General features: G+C 66.3%; 21 protein-coding genes and 1 tRNA gene. 13 read left to right on the top strand and 9 right to left on the bottom strand.

Features of this window, described 5'->3' with window-relative positions; translation table 11 throughout:
• The first annotated feature begins 60 nt into the window (after positions 1–60).
• From pheT to AASM09_RS07170, 6 genes are all read left to right on the top strand, one after another.
• Entirely contained in the window at positions 61–2,442 is a 2,382-nt protein-coding gene (pheT, locus tag AASM09_RS07145; protein ID WP_049430388.1) for a phenylalanine--tRNA ligase subunit beta, read from the top strand.
• Between the two features lie 27 nt (positions 2,443–2,469).
• Positions 2,470–2,769, top strand: coding sequence for an integration host factor subunit alpha (locus AASM09_RS07150; RefSeq protein ID WP_005410432.1), 300 nt, complete (start codon positions 2,470–2,472; stop codon positions 2,767–2,769).
• Entirely contained in the window at positions 2,750–3,106 is a 357-nt protein-coding gene (locus tag AASM09_RS07155; protein ID WP_005410431.1) for a MerR family transcriptional regulator, read from the top strand. The genes AASM09_RS07150 and AASM09_RS07155 overlap by 20 nt, the downstream gene beginning before the upstream one ends.
• A 68-nt stretch (positions 3,107–3,174) precedes the next feature.
• Positions 3,175–3,251 (top strand) — tRNA-Pro (locus AASM09_RS07160).
• A 117-nt stretch (positions 3,252–3,368) separates the two neighbouring features.
• On the top strand, positions 3,369–3,569 hold the full coding sequence (locus AASM09_RS07165; protein ID WP_014037933.1) for a hypothetical protein: 201 nt from the start codon (positions 3,369–3,371) through the stop codon (positions 3,567–3,569).
• On the top strand, positions 3,566–3,907 hold the full coding sequence (locus AASM09_RS07170; RefSeq protein ID WP_049430374.1) for a low molecular weight protein tyrosine phosphatase family protein: 342 nt from the start codon (positions 3,566–3,568) through the stop codon (positions 3,905–3,907). The genes AASM09_RS07165 and AASM09_RS07170 overlap by 4 nt, the downstream gene beginning before the upstream one ends.
• Here the strand turns inward: AASM09_RS07170 and AASM09_RS07175 are convergent.
• Together AASM09_RS07175 and AASM09_RS07180 are read right to left on the bottom strand one after the other, a co-directional pair.
• Positions 3,886–4,116, bottom strand: coding sequence for a hypothetical protein (locus AASM09_RS07175; protein WP_430523912.1), 231 nt, complete (start codon positions 4,114–4,116; stop codon positions 3,886–3,888). The genes AASM09_RS07170 and AASM09_RS07175 overlap by 22 nt on opposite strands.
• Positions 4,113–4,622 carry a DUF3011 domain-containing protein gene (locus AASM09_RS07180; protein WP_049430373.1) on the bottom strand — a complete coding sequence of 170 codons (510 nt, stop codon included), beginning with the start codon at positions 4,620–4,622 and terminating at the stop codon, positions 4,113–4,115. Before AASM09_RS07180 ends, AASM09_RS07175 begins: the two co-directional genes overlap by 4 nt.
• A gap of 241 nt (positions 4,623–4,863) precedes the next feature.
• On the opposite strand from AASM09_RS07180, the gene AASM09_RS07185 reads away from it, so the two are divergent.
• Positions 4,864–5,259, top strand: a complete 396-nt coding sequence (locus AASM09_RS07185) for a hypothetical protein (RefSeq protein WP_049430370.1) — start codon at positions 4,864–4,866, stop codon at positions 5,257–5,259.
• 24 nt (positions 5,260–5,283) lie between these two features.
• Here AASM09_RS07185 and AASM09_RS07190 read toward each other — a convergent pair whose 3' ends face one another.
• Positions 5,284–5,976: an aspartate/glutamate racemase family protein gene (locus AASM09_RS07190; protein ID WP_043035593.1), complete on the bottom strand. Its 693-nt coding sequence runs from the start codon at positions 5,974–5,976 to the stop codon at positions 5,284–5,286.
• Positions 5,977–6,127: 151 nt separating this feature from the next.
• Here AASM09_RS07190 and AASM09_RS07195 point away from each other — a divergent pair, with 151 nt between their 5' ends.
• The 3 genes from AASM09_RS07195 to AASM09_RS07205 all read left to right on the top strand — a co-directional run bounded on the left by AASM09_RS07195 (position 6,128) and on the right by AASM09_RS07205 (position 7,767).
• Positions 6,128–6,760, top strand: a complete 633-nt coding sequence (locus tag AASM09_RS07195) for a cation transporter (RefSeq protein ID WP_049430369.1) — start codon at positions 6,128–6,130, stop codon at positions 6,758–6,760.
• Positions 6,761–6,857: 97 nt separating this feature from the next.
• The gene (locus AASM09_RS07200; protein WP_049430367.1) at positions 6,858–7,499 is read left to right on the top strand and encodes a LysE family translocator; all 642 of its coding nucleotides are present in this window, start codon (positions 6,858–6,860) and stop codon (positions 7,497–7,499) included.
• Between the two features lie 94 nt (positions 7,500–7,593).
• Positions 7,594–7,767 (top strand): DUF1328 domain-containing protein, encoded by a 174-nt coding sequence (locus tag AASM09_RS07205; RefSeq protein ID WP_049430366.1) that lies wholly within the window; start codon positions 7,594–7,596, stop codon positions 7,765–7,767.
• Positions 7,768–7,791: 24 nt separating this feature from the next.
• Here the strand turns inward: AASM09_RS07205 and AASM09_RS07210 are convergent, their stop codons facing one another.
• The 4 genes from AASM09_RS07210 to AASM09_RS07225 all read right to left on the bottom strand — a co-directional run bounded on the left by AASM09_RS07210 (position 7,792) and on the right by AASM09_RS07225 (position 9,327).
• The gene (locus AASM09_RS07210) at positions 7,792–8,124 is read right to left on the bottom strand and encodes an SMR family transporter (protein ID WP_049430384.1); all 333 of its coding nucleotides are present in this window, start codon (positions 8,122–8,124) and stop codon (positions 7,792–7,794) included.
• A 13-nt stretch (positions 8,125–8,137) separates the two neighbouring features.
• Entirely contained in the window at positions 8,138–8,710 is a 573-nt protein-coding gene (locus AASM09_RS07215; protein WP_049430365.1) for a TetR/AcrR family transcriptional regulator, read from the bottom strand.
• A gap of 86 nt (positions 8,711–8,796) precedes the next feature.
• Positions 8,797–9,030, bottom strand: coding sequence for a DUF1653 domain-containing protein (locus tag AASM09_RS07220; RefSeq protein ID WP_049430363.1), 234 nt, complete (start codon positions 9,028–9,030; stop codon positions 8,797–8,799).
• A gap of 12 nt (positions 9,031–9,042) precedes the next feature.
• A complete protein-coding gene (locus tag AASM09_RS07225; protein ID WP_049430361.1) occupies positions 9,043–9,327 on the bottom strand; it encodes a hypothetical protein in 285 nt (94 codons plus the stop codon).
• A gap of 404 nt (positions 9,328–9,731) precedes the next feature.
• On the opposite strand from AASM09_RS07225, the gene AASM09_RS07230 reads away from it, so the two are divergent.
• The 3 genes from AASM09_RS07230 to AASM09_RS07240 all read left to right on the top strand — a co-directional run bounded on the left by AASM09_RS07230 (position 9,732) and on the right by AASM09_RS07240 (position 11,003).
• Positions 9,732–9,938, top strand: coding sequence for a hypothetical protein (locus tag AASM09_RS07230; RefSeq protein WP_049430358.1), 207 nt, complete (start codon positions 9,732–9,734; stop codon positions 9,936–9,938).
• Positions 9,939–10,067: 129 nt separating this feature from the next.
• Positions 10,068–10,631: a DUF3011 domain-containing protein gene (locus AASM09_RS07235; RefSeq protein ID WP_049430356.1), complete on the top strand. Its 564-nt coding sequence runs from the start codon at positions 10,068–10,070 to the stop codon at positions 10,629–10,631.
• Between the two features lie 168 nt (positions 10,632–10,799).
• Positions 10,800–11,003, top strand: a complete 204-nt coding sequence (locus AASM09_RS07240; RefSeq protein WP_049430354.1) for a hypothetical protein — start codon at positions 10,800–10,802, stop codon at positions 11,001–11,003.
• A 171-nt stretch (positions 11,004–11,174) separates the two neighbouring features.
• Here the strand turns inward: AASM09_RS07240 and dxs are convergent, their stop codons facing one another.
• Together dxs and AASM09_RS07250 are read right to left on the bottom strand one after the other, a co-directional pair.
• Positions 11,175–13,082 (bottom strand): 1-deoxy-D-xylulose-5-phosphate synthase, encoded by a 1,908-nt coding sequence (gene dxs, locus AASM09_RS07245; protein WP_049430382.1) that lies wholly within the window; start codon positions 13,080–13,082, stop codon positions 11,175–11,177.
• 105 nt (positions 13,083–13,187) lie between these two features.
• Positions 13,188–13,853: an HNH endonuclease gene (locus tag AASM09_RS07250; RefSeq protein ID WP_019336875.1), complete on the bottom strand. Its 666-nt coding sequence runs from the start codon at positions 13,851–13,853 to the stop codon at positions 13,188–13,190.
• Between the last annotated feature and the right edge of the window lie 173 nt (positions 13,854–14,026).

Genomic DNA, 14,026 nt, shown 5'->3' on the forward strand with positions numbered 1-14,026 from the left:
CTCGGCTGCTCCTAAATTCGCAGGCCCAGGCGCATGCGCCGGGCCCACCAGGGTGACACCATGAAATTCTCCGAAAACTGGCTGCGCAGCCACGTCCCGACCTCCGCCTCGCGCGATGAACTGAGCGCGGTGCTGACCGCCATCGGCCTGGAAGTGGAAGAGGTGACCGCGCTTGGCGAAGGCCTCGACCACGTGGTCGTGGCTCGCATCGTCGAAGCCGTGCGCCATCCCGAAGCCGATCGCCTGCAGGTGTGCAAGGTCGATGCCGGGCAGGGCGAGCTGCTGCAGATCGTGTGCGGCGCACCGAACGCGCGCCCGGGCCTGGTCGCGCCGCTGGCGATGGTCGGTGCGCAGATCGGCGAGCTGAAGATCAAGCCGGCCAAGCTGCGTGGCGTCGAATCCAACGGCATGCTGTGCTCGGCCAAGGAGCTGGGCCTGGACAATGATGCATCCGGCCTGCTGGAGCTGCCGGACGATGCACCCGTCGGCCAGTCCCTGGTCGAGTATCTGGGGCTGCCGGACGCCAGCATCGAGATCAAGCTGACCCCGAACCGCGCCGACTGCTTCAGCCTGCGCGGCATCGCCTACGACGTCGCCGCGGCCACCCGCAGCGAAGTGCTGGATTTCGCCGCCGATGCCATTGCGCCGGTCGGCAGCCGTGAACTGTCGATCCAGCTCGATGCCGGCGCCGAAGCGCCGCGTTACCTGGGCCGCGTCATCGAAGGCGTCAACGCCGCCGCCAGGACCCCGCTGTGGATGGCCGAGCGCCTGCGCCGCAGCGGCGTGCGTCCGGTCTCGCTGCTGGTCGACATCACCCAGTACGTGATGCTGGAGCTGGGCCAGCCGATGCATGCCTACGACCTCGGCACCCTGCAGGGCAGCATCGCCGTGCGCCGTTCGCGCGCGGGCGAGAGCCTGAAGCTGCTGGACGGCCGTGACGCCGCGCTGGACGACAGCTTCCTGGTGGTCACCGATGCCGACCGTGCGGTCGGCCTGGCCGGCCTGATGGGCGGCTTCGACACCCGCGTCACCGATGACACCGCCGCGGTGTTCCTGGAGGCCGCGCACTTCGCGCCGGCCGCGATCATGGGCCGTGGCCGCAAGCTGGGCCTGCACACCGATGCCGGTCATCGCTTCGAGCGTGGCGTCGATCCGGCACTGCCGCGCACCGCCATCGAATACGCCACCCGCCTGGTGCTGGACCTGGCCGGCGGTACCCCGGCGCCGGTCACCGAGGCCGTGCGTGAAGCCGATCTCCCGCAGCCGGCAACCATCGTGCTGCGCCGCGCCCGCATCACCCGCGTGCTCGGCATCACCATCGACGACGCCGAAGTCGAGCGCATCCTGCGCGCGCTGGGCATGGACGTGGCTGCCACGGCCGAGGGCTGGCAGGTCGCCGCGCCGAGCCGTCGCTTCGACATTGCCATCGAAGAAGACCTGATCGAAGAACTGGCCCGCATCCACGGTTACGAGCAGATCCCGACCACGCTGCCGGGCGGTGCCTCGCGCGTGGCGATGCCGAGCGAGACCCAGCTGGACGCGCTGAGCGTGCGTCGCCAGCTGGTCGCCCGCGACCAGCAGGAAACCGTCAACTTTGCCTTCGTCGACCACGCGCTGCTGACCCAGTGGCAGTTGCGCGACGGCCTGGTGCCGCTGGCCAACCCGCTGTCGGCGGAACTGGCGGTGATGCGCCCGTCGCTGCTGCCGGGCCTGGTCGCCACCCTCGGCCGCAATGCCGCGCGCCAGCTCGGCCGCGTGCGCCTGTTCGAGATCGGGCGCGTGTTTGTCCAGCAGGCCGGGGACGGCCAACCGGCACCGCTGGAAACCCCGCGCGTGGCCGCTGCGGTCTGTGGCGATGCGCAGGCGGTGCAGTGGGGCCTGCCGACCCGCAAGGTCGACTTCCACGACCTGAAGGGCGACCTGGAATCGCTGGCCGCGGCCAGTGGTGCGCAGCTGGAGTTCCGCCCGTCGGCCCGTCCCTATGGCCACCCGGCGCGTTCGGCCGAGGTGTTCCGCGATGGCGTGGCGATCGGCTGGATCGGCCAGATCCACCCGCGCCTGGCCAGGGCGATGGACATCGAAGCCGACGTCTATGCCTTCGAACTGGACCTGGAACCGCTGGCCGCCCGTCGCCTGCCGCGTGCGGGCGAGCTGTCGCGCTTCCCGGCAGTGCGCCGTGACCTAGCGTTCCTGGTGCCTGAACAGGTGGCCTGGGCCGACCTGGCGGCGACCGTCCGCCAGGCCGCCGGCCCACTGCTGCGCGACCTGAACCTGTTCGACCGCTATGTCGGCCAGGGCGTCGAGCCGGGATTCAAGAGTCTCGCTATGGGCTTGATTTTGCAGGACAAGTCGCGCACTCTGACGGACCGCGACGTGGATGCGGTGGTGGCCGAGGCGGTCACTGCCATCGAGCGTGAACACCACGCCCGGATCCGCGGCTGAGCGGGCAGCACTCGGGGGTAGCAGGCAATGGCATTGACCAAGGCGGAGATGGCGGAAAAGCTGTTCGACGAAGTCGGTCTGAACAAGCGGGAAGCCAAGGAATTCGTCGACGCGTTTTTCGATGTGCTGCGTGAAGCATTGGAACAGGGACGTCAGGTGAAGCTGTCGGGCTTCGGTAATTTCGATCTGCGGCGCAAGAACCAGCGCCCGGGTCGCAACCCCAAGACCGGCGAGGAAATTCCGATTTCCGCCCGTACGGTGGTCACCTTCCGTCCGGGCCAGAAGCTCAAGGAGAGGGTGGAAGCTTATGCTGGATCCGGGCAGTAACCGCGAACTACCGCCGATCCCGGCCAAGCGCTACTTCACCATTGGTGAAGTCAGCGAGCTGTGCGACGTCAAGCCGCACGTCCTGCGCTACTGGGAAACCGAGTTTCCCAGCCTTGAGCCGGCCAAGCGCCGAGGCAACCGCCGCTACTACCAGCGCCACGACGTGCTGATGGTGCGGCAGATCCGCAGCCTGCTGTACGAACAGGGCTACACCATCGGTGGTGCACGCCTGCGCCTGGATGGCCCCGATGCCCGCGAGGAATCGGCGTTGAGCAACCAGATCATCAAGCAGGTGCGCATGGAGCTGGAAGAAGTGCTGCAGTTGCTGCGCCGCTGATCCCATTTCCATCGTAATCCGCTATACTTCACGGCCCGCCGCACTGGCGGGCACATCGCAGCATCAGTCGGGGCGTAGCGCAGCCTGGTAGCGCATCTGCCTGGGGGGCAGAGGGTCGTCGGTTCGAATCCGGCCGTCCCGACCACTGTGATGAATCAAGAAGCCTGCGCAGCGATGCGTGGGCTTTTTTGTGAGCGCGGTGTATGCTGCGCGCCACTCGTACTACCGCGGCTGCTGAACCCGGTACTCACGAGAACACATCATGGAATCTGCAAGAAACCGTGCCTGGCGTCGCAGCCAGGCTCGCAACCGCGGTGGCGACCGCGCTACGACCGCCTACAGCTACAAGCCCGAGAAGAACTGGAAGCTGCTGTATACGCGCGATGCCAAGCTCGCGCGTGCACGCCAGCTGGGCTTCACCTATCCGGTCCTCAGCGCCCGCCAACTGCAGGAACAGGAATGATCAACCTGCTGTTCGTCTGCAGCCGCAACCAGCTGCGCAGCCCGACCGCCGAAGCCATGTGGCGACGGCGGCCCGGCTTCGCAGCGCTGTCGGCCGGCACCAGCCCACATGCACGACGCCCCATCGGCCCGGCGGATATCCGCTGGGCCGATGTCATCTTCGTGATGGAGGCCAAGCACCAGCATCGCCTGCAGGCCACGTACGCACGCCTGCTGGAGCACAAGCGCCTGCATTGCCTGGACATCCCCGACGACTATCGCTGCATGGATCCGGTGTTGATGGACCTGCTGGACGCCAAGGTGGCCGTGTATCTCGATCAGCTGCCGGCAAAGCGGTAGATCAACTCCGGATCGCCTTTGTCCAGTCCATGCACGATGCCGTGGTCGATGAAACCGGGCGTGGCGAGCAAGCGTTGCATGCTGGTGCTGGTGCTGGTGCTGGTGCTGGTGCTGGATGCATGGGGCGAAGTGAAGCGCTTGCCATGGCCCTGCAGCGCGATGGCGTGCGCGTGAGCAATCGCTGCAGCCAGCGCGCGGCCGGCAGTCAATACACCCGGAACTCGGCCCTGCAGCCATCGCTGACCCAGATACCGCGACGGTCCCAGCCCCAGTTGTGGTCTTCGATGCAGGTCGTCACCGACTTCTGCTTGACCATGCGTACCTCATGACGCACGCGGATGCGGCATTCCTTGTCCTTCTTTTCGTAGGACTCACAGACCAGGCGTTCACCCTCATCGTCGCGATCACGGCCCCTGCCGCGTCCCGGCCAGCGGCCATGTTCGTCGGCGACAAACTCGGCACGGCAGCCGTCGGTCACCCACAGCATGCGACGGCTCTGGCCCCAGTTCTGGTTTTCCACGCAGCGGGTGACCGATAGTTGCCTGGCCAGGCGCATCGGGCCCTCGATCGGGCATTGCTCGGTCTTGTTGAACTGCGACTCGCAGCGAAGCGCGGGAATGTGCGCTGCGTCGTAATCCTGGGCGGCCACGGTGATGGCTGCAAGCAGCATGGCCAGGGAGATGCCGCCAATGGGCAGCAGCAGGCGATGGGTCATGGGGGCCTCGTTGAGGGAGCGGGGCGGCAAGAATGACCCAGCCCGGGTTCATTGGAACGCTTCGTTCCCGACGTGGCTCAGTGGGGATTTAGTAGTGCGCGCGGGTCCATGCAGAGGCTTACATCCCGTATCATCGCTGCACATCCGATCGCATCGGGTTACACCTTCTTACATGTCTTCCACGCCTGTGGGCGCGGCCTGTGGCGGCCGTCACTGGCGCGCGGCCGACCTGTGGAGGACGATGCGCGGACCACGACGACCACAGGGGGTTGCGTTGATCAGCAGTATCGTCATTCATCGCTCGGCAGGCGCAGGCGCCGCCGAGGTGCAGGTCCTGGACACCACGTTCAAGGGCAAGCATGTGTTCGTTGCCTGGGGGCTGCGCGGGCCGGAACTGACCCGCAGCGCGGACCCGGCTGCCACTGTGGCTGCGCGCAAGGCGCTGCAGTCCGTGGCAGGGCACAGCGAGGGGCCGCGCAGCCCGGAAGTGTTCATTGCCAACCAGTCTGCGGTGGCGATCACCGTCTATCGCCTGCTCACCGAAGCGCGCTCGGGAGATGGCGTCTTCTTCCTGTGCGATTCGCAGGCCGTGGTCGACTGGTTGATCACCGCGCTGGAAGTCCGCGACGCGGGCTGATTCCGCGTCGCGCATTGCGGCGTCTCAGCCGAGTGCTGCATCCACCGCAGCCAGCGCATGCAGGGTGGTGGTGTCGAACAGCGGTACTGCGCTGTCTTCCGGCCGTACCAGCAGCATGATCTCGGTACAGCCCAGGATGATCGCTTCAGCGCCGCGCTCGACCAGGCGCGCGATCACGCCGGCGTAGAGCTGCCGCGAGCGCTCGCTGACCACGCCGGCAATCAGCTCCTGGTAGATGATGTCGTGCACGTTGCGGCGGTCATCGGCATCAGGCACCACTACCTCCAGGCCGAAGCGTTCCTGCAGGCGGCCTCGATAGAAGTCCTGCTCCATGGTGAAGGCCGTACCGAGCAGGCCCACTTTGCGCGCACCTGCCTGCAGGATCGCGGTCGCGGTCGGATCGGCGATGTGCAGCAGCGGCAGCGTGCAGGCCGCCTCGATGCGATCGGCCAGCTTGTGCATGGTGTTGGTGCAGACCAGCAGCAGGTCGGCGCCGCCCGCCTGCAGGCGCCGCGCGCCATCGACCATGTGATCACCCAGGGCGTCCCAGTCGCCGTCGTGCTGCAGCTGCTTGATGCCGGCGAAATCCACCGACCACAGCAGCAGCTGTGCGGAGTGCGCGCCTCCGAGCCGCCGCCGGACCTCCTCATTGATGAGGCGGTAGTACTGGGCCGAACTTTCCCAACTCATGCCGCCGATCAGGCCGAGGGTCTTCATGCGCTGCTCCAGGGAAGAGGCGGCCATTGCAGCACAATGAGGAAGGGCATTGCACAACGCATGGGCGTTGGGCAGGCCACGCGGGTGGGGTCTGATCGACCCCGGTGCTGCTGCGGCGCGATAATGTTGCTACCAATGGGAGGGCAGGGCGATGGGCGAGTGTTGCGGCTGTGGCAAGACCCTGGACGTGGCGGCGATGCAGGCGCGGCACCGGCGCGTGCTGTGGATCGTGCTGCTGGTCAATCTGGCCACCTTTGCGTTGATGGTCGCTGCCGCCGGGTACAGCCATTCGTCCTCGTTGCTGTCCGGCGCCCTGGACAACCTGGGTGACGCGGCGACCTATGCGTTGAGCCTGGCGGTGGTCGGCGCAGGCCTCGTGGCCAAAGCGCGGGTTGCCCTGTTCAAGGGATTGCTGATCCTGGCGGCGGCCCTCGTGGTGGCTGCGCAGATCGGATGGCGGTTGCTGCACCCGGAGGTGCCCCTGTTTGCCAGCATGGGCCTGGCGGCGCTGCTCAACCTGGCCGCCAACGCGGCGTGCCTGTGGTTGCTGACCCCTTATCGCAACGACGACATCAACCTGGCGTCCGCCTGGGAATGCTCGCGCAATGACCTGTATGAGGGCGCATCGGTGTTGCTGGCCGCGGGCCTGGTAGCGCTGTTCGGTGCGGGCTGGCCGGATCTGCTGGTAGCGGTCGCACTGCTGGTGCTGTTCCTGCGCTCGGCGTTGCGGGTCCTGCGCTCGGCCTGGGGGGAACTGCGCAGCGCGCGCCTGCTGGCGTCGTGAGTGCGCGTCTGTAACCGTCGCATCCGCGCCAGGCTGTATGTGACGCAGGCCATGGCCACGCTCTAAGCTTGCTGGGTTTTCCTGCGTGGATGTTGAAATGGCCCTGCATACCTGGTGGTGGTTCCTGGCCACGGTCTTTGTCCTGTGCGGCACGCCGGGGCCGAACATGCTGCATATCCTCGGCCGCAGCGTCGGACTCGGCTTCCGCGGCAGTGTGCCGGCGATGGCCGGTTGCCTGCTGGCGATGCTGCTGGTGCTGGCGGCCTCCGCAGCGGGCCTGAGTGCGCTGCTGCATTCCTCGCCGATGCTGTTCGAGGTGCTGCGCTATCTGGGCGTGGCCTATCTGGCCTGGCTGGGCCTGAGGGCATGGCGCGACAGCTGCCGTCCCGCGCCTCCGGTGACGGTGGATGCCGTAGTGCCGATGACGCCGACGCTTGGTGCCTGGACCGTGTTCCGTGGTGGCCTTCTGGTGGGTCTGAGCAATCCCAAGCTGCTGCTGTTCGCGGCGGCGTTCCTGCCGCAGTTCGTCGATCCGTCGCGCAGCCAGGCGGTGCAGTACAGCGTGCTGGTCGCCACCTTCGCGGCCTGCGAACTGTTCTGGTACGTGATGTACGCGGCCGGCGGTCACGGCCTGCGGCGTTGGCTCGCAAAGCCATTCGCGCGGCGCTGGTTCGAGCGCCTGGTGGGAAGTGTGTTCCTGGCGTTCGCGGTGGCGCTGCTGCGTTTCCGCCCGCGCTGATTCACGCCGTGCACGCGGCCTGTTCACGACTGCGGCATCGGCCGCAGCCTAAGTTGATCCTCCAGTTTGGAATCCCTGCGGGGAAAGGATCGACATGATCAAGTGGGCCATCATTTTCGCCGTCATCGGCATCATCGCGGGCGTGCTCGGCTTCGGTGGCATTGCCGGTGCCGCGGTCGGCATCGCCAAGTTCCTGTTCTGGGCCGGCATCATCATTGCCGTGGTGTTGTTCCTGCTCGGCATGAGCGTGGCCAAGAAGGTCAGCTAGCGCCGTGGTCGCGCAGCAGTGTGCTCAGTGCGCGCTGCTGCGCGAGAACAGGTTGATCACCAGCACGCCGGCGCAGATCAACCCGATGCCGATCAGGGCCGGTGCATCCAGGCGCTGCTTGAACACCACCAGCCCGATCAGCGAGATCAGCACGATGCCGACACCGGACCAGATCGCATAGGCGATGCCGGTCGGCACCGACTTCATGGTCATCGACAGCAGGTAGAAGCACAGCCCGTAGCCGACCAGTGCGCCCAGCGTCGGCGCCAGCCGGCTCATGCCATCGGAAGCCTTCAGCAGCGAGGTGGCGATCACCTCCAGCACGATGGCGGCAGCGAGATAGGCGTAGGGGTTCATCATCGGCTCCGGTTCACTGCGGGTCGCACAGCTTCAGCGCCTGCTCGGCCATCGCCACTGCGTTGATGCGCTCGTTTTCGTCCAGCGGGCGCCCGTAGGCGGTGGCCCAGTAGCCATCGGCGGCGCAGCGCGCGGCGTACAGCCGTGGGTCGCCGGCTTCTTCAGGGAATTCGGCCAGCATCGCGCGCTTCCAGTCGCGCCAGTGCGCAAGCAGGCCCGGTTCCATCAGGTTGCCCAGTGTCAGGCCGATGTCGTTCTCCTGTTCCTGCTGCAGCAGATGCTCGAAGTTGGCCTGCACATAGGCACGGCTGAAACAGCCATGGCCCTTCGGGTTTTCCTGCAGAAGGGCACGCACGCGCGCTTCAAATTCGCCAATCAGTGCCCCGATGGCTTCGTCGACCAGGGCCTGCTTGTTGCTGAAATGGTGGAACAGCGCGCCCTTGCTGACCCCGGCTGCCTGCGCGACGTCCTGGACGGTCAGGGCCGCCAGGCCTTGTTGGCCGATCACCGCGATGGTGGCCTGAAGCAGCGACTGGCGCACGCTGTCGGGCGCCTTGCGGCGCGAACGGGAAGGGGATGCGGACATGGCAGGAAGAAACCGACTGGACGGTACGATTGTAGCGCAGGCTTTGCTTTGCGCTGCGCTGCCGGCAAGAGTCCGGCAGCCTGGACTCAATCGCCGATACGTGCGAAGCGCGGTTGCGGTCCGTGTTCGCCAGGAACCTGTTCAATGAACATGGGATACGGACGGACCCAGAGGCCGCCTTCGCCATAGAGGGCGCGATACAGCACCATGGGCTGCAGGGTTTCACTGCTGCGCACGATGTCGATCACTTCGTACTCGCCGCCCTTGAAGTGGCGGTAGCGGCCCGGGGGGAGGGAGGGCAGCGGGCTCAATTCAGCCATGGCGGGCACTGCTCACTTGCGGGCCGGGCTGGCCGGCTTCGCGCAATAACTGTCGATGGCCTCGGCGGTATTGGCCAGGCCCTGGTCCTGCGCCAGTTCCCACGGGCGTTCGCATCGCTGGCTGTGCTCGCACCACTGGTAGCCGGCCGAACCGATGCAGCCGTGGGCATCTCGATCACCGCCGACAACCGGCGTGGCAGGCGAAGCAGCTGCGGCATCGGCGCGGGCGGCTGCCTGATCCTGGCTCGCGCAGGCGGCCAGGAGCAGCAGGGCTGGAATCAGAAAAAGCGCTTTCATCGGGCGGGCTCCGTGCCTAAAGCAACAGTGTCCGCCGTGCTCAATCCGGCATCAAGCACTCAATGCACGGCAGCGCGGATCAGCTCCTCGATCAGCACGACGTAGCTGGCCACGAAATAGAACTTCAGCAGCGTGCCGCGCTGCTGTGAGAAGAAGGTGCGCATGTGGAAGGGGCCCCTGTTGATGACGATAGTGTGAAGCTCCGCTGACTCCGTGACAAGGATCACGAAAATGAACTCGTTAAACCGGCTCAGGGTTGTGAGGGCGCGGGAATCCGACCCAATGGCGCGGCATTTTCGTACATGTCTGATAGGCCGCAGCGCAGGCGCTCGCTAGCCTGATGGTGTACCGGCTGCAGGAGGGGGCCGCTGCCGGTGCATCTTTCCGTCCTGCAGGAGTTTTCCATGGTCATCACTGTCCAATGCAATGCACGGCACTGGTCCGTGCTGGATCCACGCGCCGGTGAGGCCAGCAGCTACGCGCGGGGTGCCGATGCGTTCGATGCCGCCGCAGCACTTGCCCTGGAGCATCACCGTCGCACCGGCCAGCGCAGCACGGTGCGGGTCGAGGCGCTGGGCAGCGCGGTGGATGCGTTGCACGTCGGCGGCTGAAGCCTCTCGGCGGCGCAGTCAGCCGCGGTTGAGTTGTTTGAATGGGGAAAAACCGTGGTGGTGTGCCCCCCTGTGCGCCGCGCCACGAATCCCGGATGCTTGCGCCATCGTATTCATCTGGAGATATCGATGGGCAAGGCACTCACCTGGCGCACTGCGGCCTGCACCCTGCTGCCAATGCTGGCCGCCGCCGCCGGCGGCGCTCAGGCACAGAGCTACGGTTACGGCTATGACGATGACCGCTATGGCGGCCGTGAAGGCAGCGGCATCGTACGCTGCGAGTCGATCAAGAATCGTAGCAACGAGTGCCGCCTGGAGGGGCGGGCGCGGATGATCCGCCAGCTGTCCGGTTCGCCCTGCGTGGAAGGTGAGACCTGGGGCCAGTCACGCTACGGCGTCTGGGTAACCCAGGGCTGCCGCGCCGAATTCGTCGGTGAGTACCGTCGTGGTGGCGGCTGGGGCAATGGTGGAGGCTGGGGTAACGGCAATGGCAACGGTTGGGGCGGCGGTGAGGTGATCACCTGCCATTCCAATGGCCACCGCCAGGAGTACTGCGACGCCCGCATCCGCCGCGGCGTGCGCCTGGTTCGCCAGGATTCGCGCAGTGCCTGCATCGAGGGCCAGACCTGGGGCTGGGATCGCCGGGGTATCTGGGTCAGCGACGGCTGCCGGGCCCAGTTCCAGGTGAATTGAGCGTGGCCCTCTAAAATCAGAAAAATCTGATACAGCTCACATTTTGAACTGTCGTATCTTCTGCGATCAGGGCACCTCTGTGTGTCCCTGATCTGTTGCGATGATGCCTGCCGTGATCGGCAGGAATGTTCCGCTACCGTCGATACGCTGCCTCAAGGAGTGAGCCGCATGTTGATCCGCCTGCAATGCGAACAGCGCCAATGGCGCGTGCTGCATCCGGAACGGCCGGAGCCGATCGATTTCCGCGACGGTGCCCGGGCCTTCGACTTCGCTGAAACCCTGGCGCGCCTGCACTTTGTCGATACCGGGCAGCGCGCTGCCGTGCGCGTGGAAGCCAGCGGCGCCTTCGTGGAAGCGGTCAGCTACGGCTGAGCGCGGGGGCGCAGGTGGCGGCAACCGGGGGCTTTGTCCATGCCATCCACGCATGGCGTGGATCTACCGGGTGTGGCATCCACGCGTAGCGTGGATGCACCCGTTCGGGGAATGGATGCGTGTCTCCGGTAGATCCACGCCATGCGTGGATCCGCCGTCTGCTGAGCTGCTTCAGCCCGCCGCGCTCAGCGGTGGGGTACCCGCGGCCAGCTGAGGCCAACGCTTGAGTATCGCTGCACGGATGCCCGCAGCGTCGATGCCGGCTTCGGCCAGCAGGTCCTCGCGGCTGGCGTGGTGCTGGTAGCTGTCGGGCAGACCCAGGTGCAGGATCGGGCGCAGCACGCCTTCGGCATTGAGCAGCTCACCGACGCCGGAGCCGGCGCCACCGGCCACCACGTTGTCTTCGATCGTCACCAGCCCCTCGTGCTGGGCGGCGACAGCCAGCACCAGCTCGCGGTCCAGCGGCTTGATGAAACGCATGTTGACCACGCTCAGGCCCAGTTCGCGGCCAACCTGTTCGGCGGCGGCCACGGTGCTGCCGAAGGCGAGCAGGGCGATGCGGCTGCCCTGCAGGCGCAGCTCGCCCTTGCCGATCGGCAGGGTGGACAGGTCGGTGCCGGCGGCGACGCCGGTGCCAGTGCCGCGTGGATAGCGCACGGCGGCCGGGCCCGGGTGCTGCAGGCCGGTGCTGAGCATCTGCCGGCACTCCGCTTCATTGGATGGCGCCATCACCACCATGTTCGGCACGCAGCGCAGGAAGCTCAGGTCGAGGTTGCCGGCGTGGGTCGCACCGTCCGGGCCGACCACGCCGGCGCGGTCGATCGCGAACAGTACATCCAGGTCCTGGATGGCCACGTCGTGCACCAATTGGTCGTACGCGCGCTGCAGGAAGGTCGAATAGATCGCCACCACCGGCTTGCCCCCCTGGGTCGCCATGCCGGCGGCCAGCGTGACCGCGTGCTGTTCGGCAATCGCCACGTCGAAGTAGCGCTGCGGGTATTCCTTGCTGAAACGCACCAGGCCGGAGCCTTCGCGCATCGCCGGGGTGATGCCGTAGAGGCGTGGCTCGGCGGCGGCTGCATCGCACAGCCAGTCGCTGAACACGTCGGTGTAAGTGGGCTTCCTGGCGCCGGCCTTGGCCACCAGGCCCTTGTCCGGATCGAACGGACCCACCGCGTGATAGCCGATCTGATCGCCTTCGGCCGGCTCGTAGCCCTTGCCCTTTGTCGTCATCACGTGCAGCAGCTTCGGGCCCTTGGAGGCGCGCAGCGTCTTCAGCGTGGACAGCAGGGCGGGCATGTCGTGGCCGTCGATCGGGCCGGTGTAGTGGAAGCCCATTTCCTCGAACATCGTGGACGGCACGAACATGCCCTTCCAGTGTTCTTCCCAGCGCTTCACGAAGCGCGCCGGGTTGTTCTTCTTGTCGCCGAGGATCTTCTTGCCGCCTTCGCGCAGTGCATTGAGCGTGCGGCTGCCGGTGGCGCGGCCGAGCATCTTGGTCAGGCCGCCGACCGCCTCGGAGATCGACATGTTGTTGTCGTTGAGGATCACCAGCAGGTTCGGCTCCGGCTCCATGCCGCCGGCGTGCATCAGCGCTTCGAAGGCCATGCCGGCGGTCATTGCACCGTCACCGATCACCGCAACGACCTGGCGGTTGTCGCCTTCGGACTGGCGAGCGATGGCCATGCCAAGCGCGGCGGAGATCGAGGTCGACGAATGGCCGACGCCGAAGGTGTCGTACTCGCTCTCTTCACGTTTCGGGAACGGCGCCACGCCGTCCTTCTGCTTGACGGTGTGGATCTCGTCGCGGCGCCCAGTCAGGATCTTGTGCGGGTAGGTCTGGTGACCGACGTCCCAGACCAGCTGGTCCTGCGGGGTCTGGTACAGGTAGTGCAGGGCCACGGTGAGTTCGATCACGCCCAGGCCGGCGGCGAAGTGGCCGCCGCTCTTGCCCACCGATTCGATGAGGTAGGCGCGCAGTTCGTCGGCGACCGCCCTCAATTCGGATTCGTCGAACGTGCGCAGGTCATCCGGTGTCTGGATGCGCGCGAGGCGGGGATAGCGGGCAGAGTCGATCATCATGTTCGCACTTGTTCTGAATGCCCATTTTCGCCCTCAAACGGGGGTGGGGCAAGCAAACGCCGCCGCCCGTGACAGGACGGTGAGGGTTGCATTTTCGGCGATTCAAGTGCTCAGTTTTGAACGCTTCGGCAATTGCGCCTTCAGGAAGGCCATCTGGTCGGCCAGGATGTTGCGGTTGGACAGGATCAGATGCTCGATCCAGCTGGGCCGGTAGGGCACCGCCAGCAGGGGCATTCCGGCCTGCTGCGGGGTGCGGTCGCTCTTGCGCGAGTTGCAGTGGAAGCAGGCGGTGACCACGTTTTCCCAGCAGTCCAGGCCGCCTTTGGACAGCGGCATGACGTGGTCGCGGGTGAGTGTGGGGCGGTTGAACTGCTGGCCGCAGTACATGCACAGGTGGGCGTCGCGGGCGAACAGGGCCGGGTTGGTCAGGTTCGGCGTCGGGTCGATCGCGCGGGAGCGGGCGTGGCCGCGCGCGGCGATGATCGGGTGCAGGTCCATCCCGCTCTGCAGGCCGCTGAAGCGGTTGGTGCCGCCATGGATGTGCAGGCAGGGATCGCCGAGTGTCCAGGCGACGGCTTCGCGGGCGTAGAGGCACGCCGCGTCCTGCCAGGTGATCCAGTCCAGTACGCGTCCGTGGGCATCAAGCGAGAGCAGCCGGACGGAACCGGGTCGATGCAGCGTCGTGGCGTTGGGCGATGCTTCGGCGCCCGGAGCAGAAAACGGAGCTCCGGCTTCGATCAGACCCAAGCGTGTAGTGTCTGTCTCCATCGGGAGAACAGCTTATACCTGAATTGTTGCGTTTTGGGTATCGCCACCTGGGCGATACCCAAAACGCAACAATTCAGGTCCGCGCATTCTTCCTATTCCCCGCGCCTTCGGCGCGCCCCCTTTAACAAAAGGGGGCTTTTCTCCAGAGAGAGACTGGGGGCTGCCAGGCCGGG

The organism is Stenotrophomonas maltophilia, assembly GCF_039555535.1.
Classification (GTDB): domain Bacteria; phylum Pseudomonadota; class Gammaproteobacteria; order Xanthomonadales; family Xanthomonadaceae; genus Stenotrophomonas; species Stenotrophomonas maltophilia_Q.

What these genes read in the sequence shown, in the direction of transcription:
- pheT (WP_049430388.1), top strand. Translation starts at nt 61, where the DNA reads ATGAAATTCTCCGAAAACTGGCTGCGCAGCCACGTCCCGACCTCCGCC.
- AASM09_RS07150 (WP_005410432.1), top strand. Translation starts at nt 2,470, where the DNA reads ATGGCATTGACCAAGGCGGAGATGGCGGAAAAGCTGTTCGACGAAGTC.
- AASM09_RS07155 (WP_005410431.1), top strand. Translation starts at nt 2,750, where the DNA reads ATGCTGGATCCGGGCAGTAACCGCGAACTACCGCCGATCCCGGCCAAG.
- AASM09_RS07165 (WP_014037933.1), top strand. Translation starts at nt 3,369, where the DNA reads ATGGAATCTGCAAGAAACCGTGCCTGGCGTCGCAGCCAGGCTCGCAAC.
- AASM09_RS07170 (WP_049430374.1), top strand. Translation starts at nt 3,566, where the DNA reads ATGATCAACCTGCTGTTCGTCTGCAGCCGCAACCAGCTGCGCAGCCCG.
- AASM09_RS07180 (WP_049430373.1), bottom strand. Translation starts at nt 4,622, where the DNA reads ATGACCCATCGCCTGCTGCTGCCCATTGGCGGCATCTCCCTGGCCATG.
- AASM09_RS07185 (WP_049430370.1), top strand. Translation starts at nt 4,864, where the DNA reads ATGCGCGGACCACGACGACCACAGGGGGTTGCGTTGATCAGCAGTATC.
- AASM09_RS07190 (WP_043035593.1), bottom strand. Translation starts at nt 5,976, where the DNA reads ATGAAGACCCTCGGCCTGATCGGCGGCATGAGTTGGGAAAGTTCGGCC.
- AASM09_RS07195 (WP_049430369.1), top strand. Translation starts at nt 6,128, where the DNA reads ATGGGCGAGTGTTGCGGCTGTGGCAAGACCCTGGACGTGGCGGCGATG.
- AASM09_RS07200 (WP_049430367.1), top strand. Translation starts at nt 6,858, where the DNA reads ATGGCCCTGCATACCTGGTGGTGGTTCCTGGCCACGGTCTTTGTCCTG.
- AASM09_RS07205 (WP_049430366.1), top strand. Translation starts at nt 7,594, where the DNA reads ATGATCAAGTGGGCCATCATTTTCGCCGTCATCGGCATCATCGCGGGC.
- AASM09_RS07210 (WP_049430384.1), bottom strand. Translation starts at nt 8,124, where the DNA reads ATGAACCCCTACGCCTATCTCGCTGCCGCCATCGTGCTGGAGGTGATC.
- AASM09_RS07215 (WP_049430365.1), bottom strand. Translation starts at nt 8,710, where the DNA reads ATGTCCGCATCCCCTTCCCGTTCGCGCCGCAAGGCGCCCGACAGCGTG.
- AASM09_RS07220 (WP_049430363.1), bottom strand. Translation starts at nt 9,030, where the DNA reads ATGGCTGAATTGAGCCCGCTGCCCTCCCTCCCCCCGGGCCGCTACCGC.
- AASM09_RS07225 (WP_049430361.1), bottom strand. Translation starts at nt 9,327, where the DNA reads ATGAAAGCGCTTTTTCTGATTCCAGCCCTGCTGCTCCTGGCCGCCTGC.
- AASM09_RS07230 (WP_049430358.1), top strand. Translation starts at nt 9,732, where the DNA reads ATGGTCATCACTGTCCAATGCAATGCACGGCACTGGTCCGTGCTGGAT.
- AASM09_RS07235 (WP_049430356.1), top strand. Translation starts at nt 10,068, where the DNA reads ATGGGCAAGGCACTCACCTGGCGCACTGCGGCCTGCACCCTGCTGCCA.
- AASM09_RS07240 (WP_049430354.1), top strand. Translation starts at nt 10,800, where the DNA reads ATGTTGATCCGCCTGCAATGCGAACAGCGCCAATGGCGCGTGCTGCAT.
- dxs (WP_049430382.1), bottom strand. Translation starts at nt 13,082, where the DNA reads ATGATCGACTCTGCCCGCTATCCCCGCCTCGCGCGCATCCAGACACCG.
- AASM09_RS07250 (WP_019336875.1), bottom strand. Translation starts at nt 13,853, where the DNA reads ATGGAGACAGACACTACACGCTTGGGTCTGATCGAAGCCGGAGCTCCG.